The following is a 17,031-nucleotide window of genomic DNA, read 5'->3' on the forward strand; positions in this document are numbered from 1 at the left end:
CTTGTCGTCCTCATTGAGCCCGTCCACGGGCCCGATCGTGTCGGTCATGCTGCCTGCTTCCCGCCAAGCCCAACGGCTCGGCGTGTCAGGCCGGATCAGCACTTACACCGAAGATCGGACAGTCCCGTCCGGGCGGCGCTGCGGGCCAGTCGGCGGCGGCATCGCTCGGGTGAGCCGACGGGGTGTATCCGGCACAGCACGCCGGTGTACTCGTGGGGGTCACGGGTGCGGTGCGGCTGCCCGTCGGCGTGGGATCCGGAGAGACCGAGGCCGAGCCAGTCGGGTAGCCGGCTTCGGATGACCGCGGTCGCTTCGTCGTCGGTGTCGGCGACGAAGGCCAGGCCGGCGCTGATGTGTGGCGGGTCGGCGCGTTCGGCAGCCGTGTCTGCGTAGTGGTCGAGCATGGTGGTCTTCCCGGCGTCGTCGGCGTGCATGCCGAGCAGCAGCGGCAGCCCGCGGCGGGCGGCCAGGTGAAGGGTGCCGGTGCTCGTCGCGGCGGCGACGACGCCGGGTCGGGGCAGGGTGCGTGGGCCGGGCACCACGGTGACGGCGGGGAACCGGAACAACGGGCCGGTTCCGCGGACCATTGCACCACTGAGTACGGCGAGCAGCAGGTCGAGTGCCTCGGGCAGGCCGGTGTCGTAGCGGTGGTAGCCGGTGCCCGACACGTCGAGGTCGATCCAGGGACCACCCCGGCCGACACGGAGCCGGAAGCGGCCGCCGGAGACCTGGTCGAGCAGGAGCGTCTGTTCGGCGAGGGCGATGGGGTGTTGGGTGGTGAGGACGCTGGCGGCGGTGCCCACCGTGATGCGCCGAGTGGCCCCGAGCAGGTGCCGGGCCAGGGTGATCGCGGACGGGCAGACGCCGTAGGTCATGAAGTGGTGCTCGGCGATCCATACGTCGTCGAAGCCGGCATTCTCGGCGGCGACCGCGGCAGCGATCGTGGCGTCGAGCACCTGCGTGTGGGTCTGGCCGGGGAACTGCCCGGAAAGCAGCAGCGCGCCGAACCGCATCCGGTCAGGCACGAGCGGGCTTCCGACTGGCGGTCACCGCGACGGCCAGCGCCGTGGTGACAGGGACCGCCGCGACGAGACCGATACTGCCGACGAGGGTGCGGACGATCTCGGTGGCGATGACCTGCGTGGTCAGGGTGTCGGCCAGGCCCCGTTGTGCGACGGAGAACAGCAGCAGCAGAGGCAGGGCGCTGCCGGCGTAGGCGAGCACGAGGGTGTTGACCGCGGCGGCGACGTGGTCGCGACCGATCCGCATGGCCGCACGGAACAGTTGACCGGAGGATCGCTGCGGGTCGGCAGCACGCAGTTCCCACACCGCACTCGCCTGCGTGACCGTGACGTCGTCGAGCGCGCCGAGCGCGCCGATGACGAGGCCGGCGAGCACCAGCCCGCGGCCGTCGATCGGCGTACCGAGAGTGGCGGCAAGGTTGGCGGTGTCCTCGTCGGCTCCGGTCAACCGGGTGGCGGCGGCGAAGGCCGCGCCCAACAGCCCGATGATCAGCAGGCTCGCCAGGGTGCCGAGCAGCGCGGCCGAGGTCCGCGCAGTGACTCCGTGGGTCAGGTAGAGGGCCGCGAACATGATCGCGCACGAGCCGACGACAGCGACCGCGAGCGGGTCGCGACCAGCGAGAATCGCCGGAAGCACGAACAGGGCCAGCACGACAGCGGTGACGCCGAGCGCGGTGAGTGCCGCGGCACCCCGCCAGCGGCCCAGCGCCACCACTGCCGCGGCGAACACGAGCGCAAGGCCGAGCATCGGGGTGCCGCGTTGGAAGTCGACGATCTGGTAGTCGGTCGCATCGGCGGGGTCCTGACCGGCCACGAGCATGACGTCGTCGCCGGTGCCGAAGTCGGCCTTCCCGCGGACGACGGACTCCAGCGTGGCCACGTCCTGGCCGGCGAGCGGGCCCTCTGTCATGCGCACGGTGAGTGCCAGGCAGGTGCCGCTGGTCGAGTCGTCGTTGCAGGGGGTCTCGACGGCAGTGGTGACGTGCCCGGCGAGCCGAACCGAGGCCGCTGCTTCCGATGCCGACGTGTGCGACGGGAACAGCACCAGAAGCCCGATCACGGTCGCGAGAGCGCAGGGGGCGAGCAGAGCCATGATGGCCAGGCGGACCCGACGGTCGACAGGTGCCGCCGGACCGGGTCCGTGTCCGGCGTGGTCGTGATCGGTGTTGTCGTTACCGGTGCGCCGGTACCCGGAGTCGCTGTCCCGGCGGTGCCTCGCGCGCGTCTGTTGAGCCGGAGCGTCGTGGAGTTCCACGTGCCGATCCTGCCGGGTCACGCTTCGCGGCTTCGACGGCCGGCACGATCAGGGCGATTCGGGCAGGCCCCAGGCGGTGCGCACCGCGTCGTCGGTGAGTACTTCGCCGGGCGTCCGCCGACCCACCACTCCAGCTCCTCGGCAGGTTGCGCACGGTGCTGCTCACGAGGCCGGCGTGCCGAGCGCGCTGGACAGCTGGTCGATCTGCCCGGTCTGCCAGGCGATGTAGTCGTCGACCCCGGCGGGCAGCGTCTCGGTCACAGGAACGACCGGGATACCGGCGGCGGTTGCGGCCTGCTCGACCTGCGTGGTGGACGGGCTCTCGGTCTGGGCGTTGGCCAGCAGCGCCTTGACCGTCTTGGCGGTGAACAGCTGCAGAGTCTCGTTGAGTACGGCCACGGGTGGGTCGTTGCCCTCCTCGACGGCCTCGGAGAACTCCTCGGGGGTGAGGTTCTCCAGGCCGGCGTCCTGCACGGTGTAGAGCGGCACAGGCTCGGTGATCGCCACTTTGTCCCCGCCGTGCGCGGTCTTGATGGCGTCGAGCTTGGCGATCAGGCCGTCGACCTGGCCCTTGAAGCTGGTCGCGTTGCCGGTGTAGGTCGCCGCGCCGGCCGGGTCAGTGGCGGCGAGGTCGGCGGCGAGGCGGTCGGCGAGCTTCTCGACGGTCGGCAGGCTGTACCAGACGTGCTCGTTGAACTCGCCGTGCTCGTGTCCGTGCTCGTCGGTACCGGCCTCCGCGGGCTCCGGGGCCGCGGCTGGGGCAGGCTCGAGCCCCGACAGCTCGACGACGTCGATGACGGTGGGTTTCGCGGCCGCGGCGTCGACGAGCTTGGTGGCGAAGCCGTCGTATCCACCGCCGTTGACGACCACCAGCTGCGCCTCATTGACCGCCGCGGCGTCGGCAGGGGTCGACTCGTACTCGTGCGGGTCGGCGTCCGGGCTGTCGATGATCGAGGTGACGGCGACACGGTCGCCGCCGATCGCCGAGACGATGCTGCCGTAGACATTGGTGGAGGCGACCACCCGCACTGCCGCGCCGTCCGCGGCGGGGGCGGCGGCAGGTGCGCCCGACGGTGCCGGTGCCGAGCCGCAGCCGGCAAGCACCACCGAAAACGTTACCGCGGCGGCGAGCGAACCGCCGAGCCGCATCCGATCGAGAGACATCGAGAGAACTCCTTACATCAACGTTCCTGCATAATTGATGACCTGTCATTCTCGAATCACTCTAACGAGTCTCGGAGTCCTTCTCCCGAAGCGTGATCAAGGCCGCTCTCTGGTCGGTCCGATATCGGCACATTCGCATGTGTGCATGCATTCACGCATTCGCATTCGTGAATGCTTCCCGTCGAGGCTGTCAATTGGACGGGATCACGCGGCCGAGATGGTCCGCACACGGTGGGTTGCCTCGGAAAGGCGGAAATGCGAATCGCGTGCTCGGTAAGGGTGGGAGCGGGACGACCACTGCCGTGGGTGAAACCGGCTCCCGGCCCGGTCGCGTTGGGCCGGCCCCTCCGAGCGGGCGGTCGAGCGGCTGAGGAACGCATCGCCGGTTGTGCGGTCCTGGAAGACCACCGGGTGGTTGTCGGGATGGATTCCGGCTTTCACTTCTTTTCCTCCTGGTCGGGTGCGGAGCGGTCGTGGGTCGGCCCGTTCCCGGCCGGCTCGGTGCCGATGTCGTCGCACGGCTCGGTGTGCCACCAACCGAACGGGTCGGGGTAGGTGTGCCAAGCCGCCTCGCTCGCAGCAAGCTCGTCGTCGTCGAGCAGTGCGCCGTGCAGGGCGGCCTCGATGTCGGTGGGGTCGGCGTCGTGGACGAGGACGGCGATCTCCTGCGCCCGGTCGCCCCAGCGGGAGTGCCACCGCAGTGCGGCGGCCGCGCGCTGTTCGGGATGGGCCCTGTCCCAGTCGTCGGCACCGCCGGCTGCGAGCCAGTCGCCGACGTGACCGATCCGTAGGCCACCTCCCGCGGACTCGATCCACAGCACCGAATCCGGGCGGGTCGCGAGCCAGATCCGGCCCCGGGCGCGCACGACGCCGACGAGCAGTGCGTCGAGCGCGCGGTGCAGCCGCTCGGGATGGAACGGTCGCCGCGCGCTGAACACGACGAGCCGCACACCGAGGTCGGCGGCGAGCGCGGGCTGGCCGTGCAGCAGCGGGGCGTGCGGGTTGTCCGGCCGCCCGCGTCGAGCACCGTCGGGCAGGTCGTCGAGCAGCAGGGTCCGGTCGAGCTGGTCGAGGCGGAGCCGGACGGCCAGCGGCACCAGGCGGTCGAGCACAGCGTCAGTACGGGCCTGGCGCCAGGGCTCGCTCTCACCGGCGTAGACGAGCAGATCGGCAAACTCCGCCTGTCCCACCACGAGCTGGGCCAGGGTGCGCTCGTCGCCGGGCAGCAGCGCGAGCCCACGCTCGGCCACGTCGTCGTCGCACGTGGCGTCGTCGAGCCACGTTTCGACGTCGACAACCGAGATCACCCCGCGCAGGTCGACGAGGTCCGCGACGACCACCCCGTCGACCAGCACGTGCAGCACGGCCCAGCACACCTGCTCGGGCTCGAGGACAGGGTCGAGCTGCAGCACGATCTGGGTGACACCGGATGTGCGCGCGAGACCGGCCAGCAGCGGCAGCACGTCCTCGCGCAGCGTGCACGACACGCACCCGTGCGCCAGCTCCAGCACCTCGGCGTCGTCGGTCTCCTCGGATCCGGGCGAGCCGAACCGTATCCGCCGGTGCACCACGCCCTGGGCGACCTCCCGCAGGCCGTGGTGGACCACGGCAGTGCCCGGTCGCTGCGTGCGCAGATGCCCGATGACGCGTTCGGTCCCGGCGGCCGCGGCGGGCGCGGTGCCCCCGGCGACCACCAGCAGGGCGGGACGTTGCGTGGATGCCATCTGCGATGCCTTCCGATCGTGTTACGGTCACCCTAGATGACAACGATTGTCGTTTCCAGAGAAGGATGAGTATGGCGCGCTCGGAGATCCGGCCCCTCGTCAAGCTGCGGTCGACGGCCGGCACCGGCTACACGTATGTGACGCGAAAGAACCGCCGCAACGACCCCGACCGGCTGGTGCTGCGCAAGTACGACCCGGGCGTCCGCCGGCACGTCGACTTCCGGGAGGAGCGCTGATGGGCTCTCGATGCCAGCTGACCGGGCGGAAGCCCGGCTTCGGCAACAACGTGTCGCACTCGCAACGCAAGACCCCGCGGCGCTGGGCCGCCAACGTCCAGACCCGCCGCTACTGGCTGGCGAGCCAGCGCCGGTGGGTGCGCCTGGCCCTGTCGGTGAAGGGCATGCGGACGGTCGACCGCATCGGCGTCGAAGCCGCGGTCGCCCGGCTGCGCGCCCAGGGGGAGAAGGTCTGATGGCCAAGACGAGCGCGACTCGGCCGCACGACCGCGACGCCGTCGATGGTCGCCCCGCGGCCATCTGCGGGCCTTCGGCGTCTCCCGGGTGCGGCTGCGCGAGCTCGCCCACCACGGCTACCTGCCCGGTGCGCGGAAGGCGAGTCGGTGACCGCGCACGGCCGCGTCGAGCGGCGGGCCGAGGGCTGCACCGTCGTGCTCTGCACGGCATCGGCGTGCCGCAGCGAGCTGCACGCGCCGCTGATGTCGGCCCTGCGCGCCGCCGTACGCAGCAGCACCCACGGGATGCTCGTCACGACCGGGTGCCGGCTCGGCCCGCTCGCCTGCCACACCCGAGAGCACGGTCCGCTGCTCATGGTGCAGCCCTGTGACCAGCACCGACAGCCCATCGGCTGCGCCGTGCTCGTCGGGCCGCTGCGTAGCGAGCCCGACGTCGCGGCGGTGGAGGCATGGCTGCGCGGCGGCCGGTATGACCTTGCGCTGCTGCCCGGACACCTGCGGACGACGCACCGGGCGGCGCATGCCGCCGTCCGGAACTGAACGAGCCTGCGCGACGCCCGCGCCGCCGAGACCGGGGCGGAACGGGCCCGGCTGGCCACCGCCGACATCGTCAGGGAGGTCACGCGAGCGGATTGTGATCAGCGGACCCCGCCCGGCGCCTCCGGTCATGGCCACAATCACGACCACCGACGTCGTGGGCGAGACCGCCGACGTCGCCTGGCCGGCGACGACCTGCACCGCCTGCTCGAACTACGCGACTTCGGCCGCCGCACCGTCGGGCGCGCTGAGCCCGGTGGTCGCGGCGATCCTGCACAACGCCTCGTCCGTCGTGGTCGTCGGCAACAGCTCCCGGCTCATCCGCTACCGCCTGGCCCTTCAGGATCCACATCGACCGGTACGGCCACGCCGAAGACGCCCGCTACCTCAAGGCCGCCGCGAGGTGGCACTCTCGGACGCGCTGACAGCTACCGGGCCGCACTCGGCTCGTGTCGACGAGGCGTCCGGACCGGTGATTGCCTTGACCGGGCTGCGCAGGGCAGCAACCCTGGCCCGTGCCGGTACCCTTCGTGCGCTCTGGAGCACCCATGCCCCGCCGCAATCCGCGCTCCACAGACATCTCGTGTCGCGGAGTCGGCGAGGGGCAGGGCACCCGACACCGCCGGCGGGAGCAGATCGTCGGTGTCAGTACTGCGTGGCGGGGATTCCGGTGACAGCCCCGCGCGGCGGAGCCGAGCGGTTCGTCCAGGAGGCGCTCGCGCAGGCCGGCGATCGGTACGTCTTCGGCCAGGAGGCACGTCTCGACGACCTGAACCCGACGGCGTTCGACTGCTCGGAGCTGGTGCAGTGGGCGGCCCATCAGGCCGGGGTCGATGTGCCCGACGGGTCGTGGTTGCAGTACCAGCAGTTGCAGCGCCAGGGCGGGGCGATGAGCGTCGAGCAGGCGCTGCACACCCGTGGCGCGCTGCTGTTCTCGTTCTCCAGCTCGCCGGACGGGTCGGGACGGCCGTCGACCGCCCACGTGGCGATCAGCCTGGGTGACGGCCGGACGATCGAGGCACGCAACAGCCGCGACGGCGTGGGCGTGTTCACCGCGAGCAGCGCGCGGTTCAACTACGCCGCGGCGATCCCCGGTCTGTCCACCGTCCCGTCCGGAGGGTTCGGCGCGGGGTTGGGCGTGGCCCCGGGCGGGATCGGAGCGGATCCGTTCGACATGCCCGGCGCCGCGCTGCCCAGCGCCGTGCTCGGCGGCCCGGGGCAGACCGACTCCGACGGCGACGGCCTCACCGACCGCTTCGAGGCACTGCTGCACACCGATCCGAACCGGGCCGACTCCGACGGTGACGGGCTCAGCGACACCGCAGAGTCCGCGACCTACCACACCGACCCGCTCCGGGCGGATACGAACGCCGACGGCGTCGCGGACTCCATGGCGGTGGCCGCAGGCGGCGACCCCGGCCGGGCGCCGCTGTCGCAAGAGGCAGTAGACGCCCGGTTCGGCGGGATGCAGACGCTGGACACCGACCAGGACGGCCTGTCCGACCACTACGAACGCACGATCGGGACTCGGGTGGACGCGGCCGATTCGGATTCCGACGGACTGTCCGACGGCGTCGAGCAGGGTCTGGGCAGCAACTCGAACAGCATCGACACCGACCGCGACGGCCTCACCGACCACTTCGAGCAGCAGGCCGGCAGCCTGGGCCCCGCGCCTCAGGACCCGACAGGCGGCCTGCACCCTGCGCCGCTTCCATTCGGTGAGGGCGTGGGCGTCAGTACCGGCTTCGACGACGTGACCCCGGGGCTGTGAGGCTGTCGAGCCGGTGAGCCGCACCTGGCGGGTGAAGGGTCGAGCGCTTCCGTGTCCCGCGTCGATGAGGGTCTCGGCCTTGACCGGCACGCAGTCAGCGGCGAGTTCGGCCGATCGGTGGCACCGCACTCGTGGGACAGCGCGTCCGCCACGTCGGCGCCTTCGGCAAGTGAGTGTCGAGTCCGGCTGGGATCGGCACACGCGCTGCACTTAGGGTGCCGCTGCGTTCTCGGCAGTGCTCGAGTCGTTCGACGCTCGCCTGCTAGATGGCCCGAGCCGCAAATGCTCTGCGGAAGAATTTTGCCGCAGTCGACGAGCGGCTCGCGACGGTAGGAAAGGTGGCATCCTTCGTTCAGAAGGCACTTGCCTAACGAGGACTTGAGGCCGTCCACGCAGGCGGGCGGGCGCCGCGGCCGGGGGTCGCGGACGTCCGTCTTCGCGGTCGGCGATCTTGAGCGTGAACGGCCCGACGCATGCCCCTGTGCTGTGAGCGGAAGGTGGCGACACGCGACGAGGACTCCGATTGAGATGGTGACGCTCCCCGCGTCCCACCTGTACCTGTAGCCCGGCGCACCGTGCGGCTACCGCGACGCTTGACGCCATACCCCCGGAAGGTTACATGTGGAAGGAGCAGTACCCCCCGAGGGTATAGACAAGATTCCGGGAGCCGTCGATGACGTCCGCAGAGCACACTCAGACCTCCGCGCGGTTCCGGCGGTACGTGCCCTGGCAGGGACCCGCCACCCGCGTTGACTTGGCCCTGATGGGTGCGATCCTCGGCGTCGTCGGGTTCGGGCTGGCGATTAGGCCCTTCAAGCCGTTCCTCATCGCCGAGCACCCGGTGCTGCTGGGGTTCCTCAGCGGCGACCTGGTGGCGATCGGGGCCGGCGCGGCGTTCGCTCGCATCGGCGAGGCTCCACTCTGGCTGGTCGTCGTCGCTGGGGCCGTCGGGATGGTGAAGTTCGACTGGCTGGCCTGGTGGGCTGGACGACAGTGGGGCCCGGGCATCATCAGAATCTTCACCACCAGCGAGCGCGCTCAGCGATACGCCGCCCGTGCCACCGAGCAGAACCCGTGGATCGTGCGGCTTGCCGTCATCATCGCCGTCCTGCCCGGTATCCCCACTGCGGTGGTCTACGCCGCAGCGGGTTGGGCCAGGATGCGGCTGGCCACCTTCCTTCTCCTCGACCTCGTCGGCGCAGTGCTGATGACCGGCGTGATCGCCGGCCTCGGCTACAGCCTCGGCCAACGGGCCGTCGACGTCGTCCTGACGATCGACAGGTACGCATCGGCAGTGAGCCTGACGATGATCACTGTGGCCTTACTGATCCCCGCGGTGAAGCGGCGGATTCAGCGCAAGCCGACTCCGGTGAAGGACTAAGCGAAACCGGGCACGGCGTTCCTCGACTCGACTACTGACCGGACCCTACGCGCGTGCCGGGATAAGGGCGGCGTCGTCGGCGCTGTGCGTGATCGCTCCGTGCTGGGATTCGCGAACGTGACCTCGACACGGTTCGGCAGCGCGCGCCAGTACGTCGAGATGCCATCCCTGCACGTGTCGCGGGAGCTCCGTGGCACCGGTGTCGGGCGCAGGCTGTTCCGCCTCGCGGTGCGCGAGGCATGCACGACGGCGTGACGACCGAGGGTTCGGCCGCGCGCTGGGCGAAGAGCCGAATCAGTGGTAGTTCCCGGGCCCATCGACGACCGGTGTTGCCCCGGGCCGGGTCCATTGCGCGACCGGCCGTCCGGTAGGCCCCCACGTTGCCACTCCGTCGGCGTCGGTGCGCCAGAACCAGCACGAGTCGTGGCCCTCGGGCCACCCCGCCGGTGTCTCTTCCCATGCTTCGCCCCGGCCGTACGGCGTCATGTCGAGCAGAGCGAATACGCCTGCGGCAACCTCCGTGCCGCGACTGACGGTCGCATAGGTGAAGAAGACCTTGTCACCGTCGCGCAGGAAGCAGGCGACCGGCCCCATGTCGTCGCCCACCGGCCCGTCCAGGCCGCGCACCGAGTACCAGGGCTCGGTGTACCCCATGAACTCGACGAACGGGGCGACCTCGTCCCATGAACCCGAGGTCAACACAGCCAGCGAGACGCCCCGAGCTCTGAGGTAGACACCAGCCCGCTGGATGTGCCAGGTGTTGATGGTGCAGCCCATGCACTGCCCTTCGATCGGGATGCCGTCGTGCCACATGTGCTTGTGGACCAGGAGCACGTCGCGACCCTGGAACAGGTCGATGAACGCCACTGGGCCGCCGACTCCAACCACCTTCGTCGTGCCGTCGACCTCCACCATCGGTAGCCGACGGCGGGCCGCGGCGATCGCGTCGCCCTCCCGCATGTGGGCCTTCTCGCGGGCCATCAGGGGGTCGCGCGCCGCCTGCCAGGCCGCCACGTCGACTACGGGCGGCGCGCTGGCCGGATGGTCGTTCGTCATGGTGCTCCTTCCGACGGGCGAGTGGTGGGTCGGATCGGGTGCCGGGTGGTCATCGAGCGTCCGGCTCCGGGGGCGCCTGGTCGAACGGCGACCGCTGACCTTCGGCGTCCCACATCGCGATGTCGGCGTCCGTCACCTCGATGTCGACGTCCGGCGCAGACGCCACTTCGCGCCAGGCACTGAGGTGCGTCCACGACTCCCAGCGTTCGTACATGTAGACCCGGCCGGGATCGAGGACGTCGGCCGTGACAGCGACGTCGAGGCAGCCGGGTGCTCGGCGTGCCCGTCGCACCAAGTCGGCGAAGGCGGCGAGGTAGTCGTCCCGCTGGTCGGGCTGGAGGTTGACGTGACCAGCGATGATCAGCACTGCGTGACATCCGGCCGTGCTGCGCTCAGGGCATCTGTTGAACGGTTGCAACCCAAGACGTCCACCTTCCTCAAGTTCCGGCTGATCCTTGGGGTCCTGCTGTGCCGACCGGCGCCGCCGTCGCAACTCATCGGTGTGGCGTGTGCTTTCTCCGCCCAGCGCGGCCGTGGGGACCGACCGGGCAGCTGGATCGTGCTCAGCACTGTTGGCCAGCGCTGGCAGCCGCGCGCTTGCGCTGCACGTACTCCACGGGCTACGCCGCCGCGCCGCGCACCGCCCATGCGCGCCCGATGAGGCTGATGGAGTCGTCCCCGTGTACACGTGGTTGCGGCGATACCGCCAGGCGTTCTCGCGATCTGGAGCCGCAGCTGGATCGGCTGGTGGTCGCTCGTCGTGCTGATTCCCGTCGTCGTCTGGCTGTGGTTCAACCCTCGAGTCTTCCCGCCGGTCGACGGCCCGGCGTGCCGCGTCCACTGTCACGTGAACGAACTGCTCTTGCGGTGCCGTCTCCTCGGGCGCGCCGGCCTCGACCTTCGTCTCGACGTTCAACCGCACGCCGTCGTCGCCGCCGGCACCCGCCCTATGACCAGAGCGAATACCTCGTCGAGCCGGACCGTGCGCGAGTCCGGGACCGGCATCTGGGTGTTGACGATCGGGTCGGTCCGGGGATCGTCTGGCCGTCGGGTTCCGCAGTCCAGGCATGGACAGCTGGGCCGACGGCTTGACCCTCCTCGGTGATCTGCACGTCCAGTTCCAGTGTGGTCACACCCAACTGCAGGGCGTGGGCGAACGCCGCAAGGCTGCTCGCCGGTCGCAGGCCGAGGCCACCGCGATGAGCCTCGACGTCGAACGGCGATGGACCTCCTTGGTGGTCCATCGCGACGACCGAGAGGCCGACCATCAGAACAGCGGCCGTCAGGAAGGCGGCGACCGCTGACGCCAGCGGCTTGAGCGGCAGTCCGTGCACTACGTGAAGTCTCGCGTCTTGCTCGATCAAGTAGAAGGGTGTGATCGACCGCAGAAGCACATGAAGAAGAGTTCATCTGAGCCGCCGGGTTGTCACTGCAGAGCACTGCAATGGGTCATCGCTATCCAGGTCTCCATCGTGGGTTGGACGACCGTTCGCATCGGTTGCTGACGATCCCGATGCGCTGGTCCTGGTCCCGCGACGGCCGGGTGCACCCGCAATCGCTGGGTTCCCGAGCAGTGTGAGTCGCGGGGCTATCTCAGCGGGCAGCGCGAGCGCTGCCTTGTTCAGCACGGCGTCGCGCAGCACGGAGTACGCACGGCGAGGCCGTTGCTGCCGCTCGGGGCCAGCAGCATGAACAGCACCCGGCGTATCATCGTGCCGGACCGCAGCGGCACCGTGCTTATGTGGAGTGCTCCGGTGCGAGTGTCTCGCCCGCCTCCTCGGACCCGATCAAACAAGTTGCGGCCGAGTCCGGCGACGGGGGACGGACGTACGCCCGCTGCACCCGGTTGCCGCGGGGCTGTCGAGCGCGGCGATGTAGTGAGCGAACAAGCCGGTGAAGAACCACGGCATCGCCGGGTGCACCCCAAAATGGCCGTCGCCTTGTCACCCAGTAACCCGGTCTCGACCGCTCGCCGCAGCAGTCCATTCAACTCGGCGTCCGGATCCGGTCGACACCAGGGCCGCATCACTCGTCGCAATTGCGCCCCCGAAGCGGCCCGAACCAACCAGTTCCCTTGACGAGCTCGTGCGGGAAGGGCTCCTGACCCGGGAGGTCGGGCGGGGAACCTTCGTCGCGCGTCCCACGGTGAGCGTGCCGTTGCAGTTGGCGAGTTTCACCGAGGACATGCGCGCCCTTGGGTACGTCCCGTCCAGCCGGCTGCTTTCTCTCGGCCGCATCCCTGCAACCGAGCACGTGGCCGCAGTGATGCACATCGCCGTCGGATCCGAGGTGGTGCTCCTGTCGCGCCTGCGACTGGCCGACGGAATGCCGATGGCGATCGAGCGGAGCCACCTGCGTGGCGATCTGTTCCCCGGACTCGACCGCTACGACTTCGGGGTGGAGTCGCTCTACCGGGTCCTGGTCGAGGAGTACTGGGTGCGGTCCGAGGCCGGGGAGCAGGTGATCCGGGCCGGCATCGTGCGGGACGCCGACGCCGAGACGCTGAGCATCCCGCACGGCGATCCGGTCCTGGAGCTGGTGTGCACGTCCGTCTCGCGCGACACCGTCGTGGAGTGGACGACGTCGACGTACCCCGCCTCGCGCTTCGAGCTCTCGACTCAGATCGCTCCCGTCACAGTTCAGGGATCTGTGCCGAGAAGCGCTCTACGAGTGCGCGATTGAACTCGTCGTTGCCTGCCATGTTGGCGCTCCTCCATCGAGCGGCATCGGGGGCGAGCTCGTAGACCTCGCGCAGGATGAGGGTCCAGATCGTGTTCGTCGCAAGGCTCGACACGGGGGCGGTCACGGGGTTCTCGGGCGGCCAGGTGGCGTCCCCGGGCGGCACGTGGGTGTCGATGACGATGTTCGCGAGGTCGACGAGACGATGTGCCGCGCGCCGTGGTGCCGCCTCGCCGGCTGCGCGCGACGTGACCGCCACAACGGTGGCGCCCGCCTGGGCGGCGGACTCCGCCACCTCGACGGGGAACGGATTGGTACCCGAGTTGGAGAACACGATGACCGTGTCCTGCGCACCGATGCCTGCGTCGGCGGCCGCCGACGCGCCGACACCCTCCTCGCGTTCGGCCGCCGTGGCGGTGCGGGCACCGTAGAACGGCAGCACGCGCGGATGCCAGATGGGACGGACGAATGCGAGGCCGCCCGCACGGAAGAACGTCTCGAGCACGGCCGCAAGTGAGTGACCGGCTCCGGTGGGGCGGACGAGCCCGCCGGCCGCCGAGGTGGCGGCAATGGCCCGGGCAGCCATCACGATCTCGGCCTCATTACGCGAGCCGACGAGGTCGACGTATTCGGCGAGACTGTCCATCAGAGCCATCCCTTCTCGGTCAGAGCTTTCTCGAGCTGCTCGCGCACGTGGTTGACGTCGACGAAGCTGGTGATCGGCACGCTGACCGGTGCGATGTCGCCGACCTCCGAAAGGTACGTCGACTGTCCGATGACGACGTCAGCGCGCTGACCTCGGGCCGAGCCGATGTCGGTGTGTTCGAGGGACGCGGGCACGCCCAGCTGCTCGAGCGCGCGCTGCGCCGTCGTGCGCAGGATGAGGCTCGTCCCCATGCCGGCGCCGCACACGGCGAGAACCGACATGACCTCCGGCCGGTCGCCCGCGGCCGACGCCGGACGCGTCGCCGGGGCGGCCGCTCCTTCAGCCGAAGCCGCGACGCTGACCTGCTCTCGGGCCGCGGGAACGGCTACGTGGTCGCGCGTAACGGGAGCGCTGGAACCGGCTTCGCCCGCGATTGCCGCTTCCGGGGCGCTCTGCATGCGGCGGCCGAGGAGGACGAGCACGACGACGGTCGCCGCGATGAACACCGCCGCAAGCACCCACATGCCGCCCTCGCCGAGCGGAGAGAGCAGCCCGCCCAGGCCGCGGAGCGACCAGCCGACGACGAACCAGTCGGAGTCGGCCAGGGTGGCCAATTCCGGTGCGGTATTGCTCCAGACTCCCCAGCCGATCCACTGCCCGAACGCGAGGATGACGCCGTTGAGGACGCCGCCGAACACGGCGCCGCGCCACCCGGCGACGGCATTGCCGAAGACGCCGCCGGCACCACCGCCGAAGAAAAGCATGATCATCGGTGGGACGAGCACGAACCACCCGGCGGCCGCGAACACGCCCATGAAGACGAGGAAGGTGAGGGTCGACGCGAGGAAGCCGATCATCACCGCGGTAGGTGCCCGGGTGAACGTGACGGGCAGGTCGAGGGCCGGCTTCGCGCCCGGCAGCACGCGTTCGGAGAGGCCCTTGAACGCGGGAACGATCTCGGCGAGGAACATACGTACGCCGAAGAGCAGGATGGCGATGCCGGCTGCGAAGCGCAGCGCCTGCAGGATCGCCCACACCCACGGCAGCACGGTGGCGTCGGCCATCTGCTCGGTGACGACTCCGGCGTCCGCGAACAGGACCGCGACGAGCATGATCACGCCGATGACGAACGCCGTCGAGACATTGATGTCCTTGAAGAACGAGAGGGCACGCGGCAGCTTGAGGTGCTCCGAGTCGTGCTTCTCCGGGTCGCCGAGACGAAGCGCCTTCGCGCCGTAGCCGGCCGCGATCGCGATCGTGGAGTCGGTGTGGGCAAGCCCCACGTCGTCGTTCCCCATGACCCGTCGCATGAGCGGCCCGGCCCACAGGGGCTGCAGAACCCAGTAGCAACCGATGAGCAGGGATCCCACCCCGGCGAGGACCCAGCGGTTCACGTCCCCGAATGCCTCGACCAGGCTGGCGGTGATGACGACGCTCATCCAGTACATGAGGTGGCCGGTGAGGTACACGAATCGGGCCGCTCGGAACACGCGGACGAACACGAGGTGCACGACGAAGCCGCCGGCGATGATGAGCGGAACCACCGAGCCCTGTCCGGCGGAGAACTCCGTGAGGGTCGCGCTGGCCGCAGGAGGGTCGAGCCCCAGGGCGCTCGCGACGATGGTCTGGAAGGCCGTCAGTCCCCCGACGAAGATCTCCACGCCGATGTTCAGGACGACGACGCCGATCGTCGCGCGCAGGCCGCCCGCGATGACCTGCTCGAAGGGTTTCCGTTGCAGGGCGAGGCCGATGATGGCGATGATGCCGATGAGCACGGCCACCTGGCTGAAGAGGTTGTTGGTGATGACCTCGACGAGGTCCTCGATCCATGACATGGGATTCCTACGGTGTCGGGTAGCGGACAGGGGGAAGAGAAATACCCACCGACCGGCCTCTGACCGCAGAGCGGTCCACGTCGGCAACCCGCCGAACCGGACCCCGTATTCGAGCGGGACCGGCTGCACCTCGGCAGCCGTCTGCATCTAGGAGCCCAGTTGGGTGGCCGCGTTGTCGGCCCAGGCCTCGTGGATCTGGACGTAGGTGCCCGCCGTCGTCAGAGATCGATGGCGGGTTTGGTGGGCGATGGCGCGGTCGGACGCTCCGCGGAGGTGGGCGTAGGTGATGAAGCCGGCGCGCAGCGAGTGCGCGCTGTACGGAGTGGGGTCGAACCCGGTTCGGGCGACGGCGGCCTGTACGAGGTCGTTGACCGACTCGGGGTGCAACGGGCGGGACAGGGCACGGTTGCCCTTGCTGACCGGGCGCAGCACCGGGCCCTCGGTCACTCCTGCGGCTTCGGGCCAGGCGTGTAAGGCGGTTACCGGGCAGCGTCCGCGGTGGCCGGCGCGGGGGAGTACCACCAGTTCGGCTTCGAGGCCGTACTGGTTGGGCTTCGACCGGGGGAGTGCGAGCACCAGGCCGTTGGGGTGGTCGGTGACTTGGTCGACGGTGAGCCCGGCGAGCCCGGTGAGCCCGGTGAGCCCGGAGCGGCGGAGCGCGGCCCAGGATCCGACGCAGCAGCGCCCGGTCCCGCAGCCCGGCGAGATCCGGATCGTCCGCTCGTTCCACGTGTCCTCCAGGACGCGTGAGCACACTTGACCGAGGCCGAATGCACGGTCCCGCGACAGCCGGACCACCAACCCGCCGCCAGTTGGCCTTCATAACCTGGGTGGCGGTCTTCCCGACCCTCACGGTCCTCAACCTGGCCCTCGGCAACTGGCTGGGCTCGCTGGCCCCGTCCTGCGCACCTTCGTGCTCGCACGATCTGCGTGGCCTGATACGCAGCGCAGGTGAACAGGTCTTGTGTTCATGCCATTGTCGACCCAAGTTCACGATGGCCTTGCCAACAAGCATCCAATATTTCGCGGTAGACCGGTGAATACTTGATGGGCAGCAACCACGTGGACAGTCGTGCCGTGCGCTGAGTTCGACGCCGAGAGGTGGGACATCACGTTCACGCTGTGGCGGCACGGCCCGTCCCGGCCCGGTTCGGGCCGTTGAAGGGTGAAGAAATTGGAAGGTTCGGGGGATAACCCTACCGTGTCATTTCGGGATACCCCGTTGGTAAGTGTTGATCGCCTCCACTATAAACATGCCCGTGAGTGTGGATGTGCCTGAGCAGCACGGTCCCGAAGCGACGCCGGTCGTCGAGCGTGACGCCGCCGACTGGCTGCGACGTACTGCCGACGTCGTCGTGTCCTGGTCGCGTCCCGGCTGGTGGTGTAAGTCCGGGGCCTGTCCCGGCGTGCCTGAGCACGTGGGAGGGGCCACCGCGTGAGTCTCTGCGTGAACCGACCAAGGATCTCGTAGAGAGGTGCCACGCGATGG

General features: G+C 69.8%; 17 protein-coding genes and 4 pseudogenes. 10 read left to right on the top strand and 11 right to left on the bottom strand.

The annotated features are described in order from the left end of the window. Positions 1-95: 95 nt before the first annotated feature. From RM445_RS30835 to mrf, 5 genes and pseudogenes are all read right to left on the bottom strand, one after another. The gene (locus RM445_RS30835) at positions 96-1,025 is read right to left on the bottom strand and encodes an LLM class flavin-dependent oxidoreductase (RefSeq protein WP_311560399.1); all 930 of its coding nucleotides are present in this window, start codon (positions 1,023-1,025) and stop codon (positions 96-98) included. Beyond that, entirely contained in the window at positions 1,018-2,115 is a 1,098-nt protein-coding gene (locus tag RM445_RS30840) for a YibE/F family protein (protein ID WP_311560400.1), read from the bottom strand. Before RM445_RS30840 ends, RM445_RS30835 begins: the two co-directional genes overlap by 8 nt. A 324-nt stretch (positions 2,116-2,439) precedes the next feature. Next, positions 2,440-3,441, bottom strand: a complete 1,002-nt coding sequence (locus tag RM445_RS30845) for a metal ABC transporter solute-binding protein, Zn/Mn family (RefSeq protein ID WP_311560401.1) — start codon at positions 3,439-3,441, stop codon at positions 2,440-2,442. Between the two features lie 345 nt (positions 3,442-3,786). Continuing rightward, positions 3,787-3,882 (bottom strand): annotated as a pseudogene (locus RM445_RS32660) (50S ribosomal protein L31); the annotation flags it as partial. Further along, on the bottom strand, positions 3,879-5,165 hold the full coding sequence (gene mrf / locus RM445_RS30855; RefSeq protein ID WP_311560403.1) for a ribosome hibernation factor-recruiting GTPase MRF: 1,287 nt from the start codon (positions 5,163-5,165) through the stop codon (positions 3,879-3,881). The gene mrf and the pseudogene RM445_RS32660, both read right to left, overlap by 4 nt. A 71-nt stretch (positions 5,166-5,236) precedes the next feature. On the opposite strand from mrf, the gene rpmG reads away from it, so the two are divergent. The 7 genes and pseudogenes from rpmG to RM445_RS30890 all read left to right on the top strand — a co-directional run. Next, the gene (gene rpmG, locus RM445_RS30860; RefSeq protein WP_311560404.1) at positions 5,237-5,401 is read left to right on the top strand and encodes a 50S ribosomal protein L33; all 165 of its coding nucleotides are present in this window, start codon (positions 5,237-5,239) and stop codon (positions 5,399-5,401) included. Then, positions 5,401-5,637 carry a 50S ribosomal protein L28 gene (gene rpmB, locus RM445_RS30865; RefSeq protein ID WP_311560405.1) on the top strand — a complete coding sequence of 79 codons (237 nt, stop codon included), beginning with the start codon at positions 5,401-5,403 and terminating at the stop codon, positions 5,635-5,637. The genes rpmG and rpmB overlap by 1 nt, the downstream gene beginning before the upstream one ends. Before the next feature lie 11 nt (positions 5,638-5,648). Further along, positions 5,649-5,788 (top strand): annotated as a pseudogene (locus tag RM445_RS30870) (30S ribosomal protein S14); the annotation flags it as partial. Then, a complete protein-coding gene (locus tag RM445_RS30875; RefSeq protein ID WP_311560406.1) occupies positions 5,785-6,177 on the top strand; it encodes a hypothetical protein in 393 nt (130 codons plus the stop codon). The pseudogene RM445_RS30870 and the gene RM445_RS30875, both read left to right, overlap by 4 nt. Before the next feature lie 667 nt (positions 6,178-6,844). Further along, positions 6,845-7,945, top strand: a complete 1,101-nt coding sequence (locus RM445_RS30880; protein ID WP_311560407.1) for a C40 family peptidase — start codon at positions 6,845-6,847, stop codon at positions 7,943-7,945. A gap of 673 nt (positions 7,946-8,618) precedes the next feature. Next, entirely contained in the window at positions 8,619-9,326 is a 708-nt protein-coding gene (locus RM445_RS30885; protein WP_311560408.1) for a DedA family protein, read from the top strand. 57 nt (positions 9,327-9,383) lie between these two features. Further along, positions 9,384-9,581: pseudogene (locus tag RM445_RS30890) on the top strand (GNAT family N-acetyltransferase); the annotation flags it as partial. 39 nt (positions 9,582-9,620) lie between these two features. Here RM445_RS30890 and RM445_RS30895 read toward each other — a convergent pair. Together RM445_RS30895 and RM445_RS30900 are read right to left on the bottom strand one after the other, a co-directional pair. Beyond that, complete coding sequence (locus tag RM445_RS30895) at positions 9,621-10,382, bottom strand: DUF899 family protein (protein ID WP_311560409.1); 762 nt, start codon at positions 10,380-10,382, stop codon at positions 9,621-9,623. Positions 10,383-10,431: 49 nt separating this feature from the next. Further along, the gene (locus tag RM445_RS30900; RefSeq protein WP_311560410.1) at positions 10,432-10,749 is read right to left on the bottom strand and encodes a putative quinol monooxygenase; all 318 of its coding nucleotides are present in this window, start codon (positions 10,747-10,749) and stop codon (positions 10,432-10,434) included. A 321-nt stretch (positions 10,750-11,070) separates the two neighbouring features. Between RM445_RS30900 and RM445_RS30905 the strand changes: the two are divergent. Next, positions 11,071-11,187 (top strand): annotated as a pseudogene (locus RM445_RS30905) (DUF6653 family protein); the annotation flags it as partial. A gap of 142 nt (positions 11,188-11,329) precedes the next feature. Here RM445_RS30905 and RM445_RS30910 read toward each other — a convergent pair. Beyond that, positions 11,330-11,527 (bottom strand): hypothetical protein, encoded by a 198-nt coding sequence (locus tag RM445_RS30910; RefSeq protein ID WP_311560415.1) that lies wholly within the window; start codon positions 11,525-11,527, stop codon positions 11,330-11,332. On the opposite strand from RM445_RS30910, the gene RM445_RS30915 reads away from it, so the two are divergent. Together RM445_RS30915 and RM445_RS30920 are read left to right on the top strand one after the other, a co-directional pair. Continuing rightward, positions 11,450-11,686, top strand: a complete 237-nt coding sequence (locus RM445_RS30915; RefSeq protein WP_311560416.1) for a hypothetical protein — start codon at positions 11,450-11,452, stop codon at positions 11,684-11,686. The two genes, RM445_RS30910 and RM445_RS30915, sit on opposite strands and share 78 nt — an antisense overlap. Positions 11,687-12,467: 781 nt before the next feature. Further along, positions 12,468-13,064, top strand: a complete 597-nt coding sequence (locus RM445_RS30920; RefSeq protein ID WP_311560411.1) for a GntR family transcriptional regulator — start codon at positions 12,468-12,470, stop codon at positions 13,062-13,064. Here RM445_RS30920 and RM445_RS30925 read toward each other — a convergent pair. The 3 genes from RM445_RS30925 to RM445_RS30935 form a co-directional block, all read right to left on the bottom strand. Beyond that, the gene (locus RM445_RS30925) at positions 13,015-13,707 is read right to left on the bottom strand and encodes a sugar isomerase domain-containing protein (RefSeq protein WP_311560412.1); all 693 of its coding nucleotides are present in this window, start codon (positions 13,705-13,707) and stop codon (positions 13,015-13,017) included. The genes RM445_RS30920 and RM445_RS30925 overlap by 50 nt on opposite strands. Next, positions 13,707-15,542, bottom strand: a complete 1,836-nt coding sequence (locus RM445_RS30930; protein ID WP_311560413.1) for a PTS transporter subunit IIC — start codon at positions 15,540-15,542, stop codon at positions 13,707-13,709. Before RM445_RS30930 ends, RM445_RS30925 begins: the two co-directional genes overlap by 1 nt. Before the next feature lie 147 nt (positions 15,543-15,689). Then, positions 15,690-16,298 (bottom strand): site-specific integrase, encoded by a 609-nt coding sequence (locus tag RM445_RS30935; protein WP_311560414.1) that lies wholly within the window; start codon positions 16,296-16,298, stop codon positions 15,690-15,692. Between the last annotated feature and the right edge of the window lie 733 nt (positions 16,299-17,031).

Origin of the sequence: Pseudonocardia charpentierae, from assembly GCF_031845345.1 — a bacterium.
In the GTDB taxonomy this organism is placed as follows: Bacteria; Actinomycetota; Actinomycetes; order Mycobacteriales; family Pseudonocardiaceae; genus Pseudonocardia; species Pseudonocardia charpentierae.

Coding starts and splice junctions, on each gene's coding strand:
- RM445_RS30840 (WP_311560400.1), bottom strand. CDS start 2,115: ATGGCTCTGCTCGCCCCCTGCGCTCTCGCGACCGTGATCGGGCTTCTG.
- RM445_RS30845 (WP_311560401.1), bottom strand. CDS start 3,441: ATGTCTCTCGATCGGATGCGGCTCGGCGGTTCGCTCGCCGCCGCGGTA.
- mrf (WP_311560403.1), bottom strand. CDS start 5,165: ATGGCATCCACGCAACGTCCCGCCCTGCTGGTGGTCGCCGGGGGCACC.
- rpmG (WP_311560404.1), top strand. CDS start 5,237: ATGGCGCGCTCGGAGATCCGGCCCCTCGTCAAGCTGCGGTCGACGGCC.
- rpmB (WP_311560405.1), top strand. CDS start 5,401: ATGGGCTCTCGATGCCAGCTGACCGGGCGGAAGCCCGGCTTCGGCAAC.
- RM445_RS30885 (WP_311560408.1), top strand. CDS start 8,619: ATGACGTCCGCAGAGCACACTCAGACCTCCGCGCGGTTCCGGCGGTAC.
- RM445_RS30895 (WP_311560409.1), bottom strand. CDS start 10,382: ATGACGAACGACCATCCGGCCAGCGCGCCGCCCGTAGTCGACGTGGCG.
- RM445_RS30915 (WP_311560416.1), top strand. CDS start 11,450: ATGGACAGCTGGGCCGACGGCTTGACCCTCCTCGGTGATCTGCACGTC.
- RM445_RS30925 (WP_311560412.1), bottom strand. CDS start 13,707: ATGGACAGTCTCGCCGAATACGTCGACCTCGTCGGCTCGCGTAATGAG.
- RM445_RS30930 (WP_311560413.1), bottom strand. CDS start 15,542: ATGTCATGGATCGAGGACCTCGTCGAGGTCATCACCAACAACCTCTTC.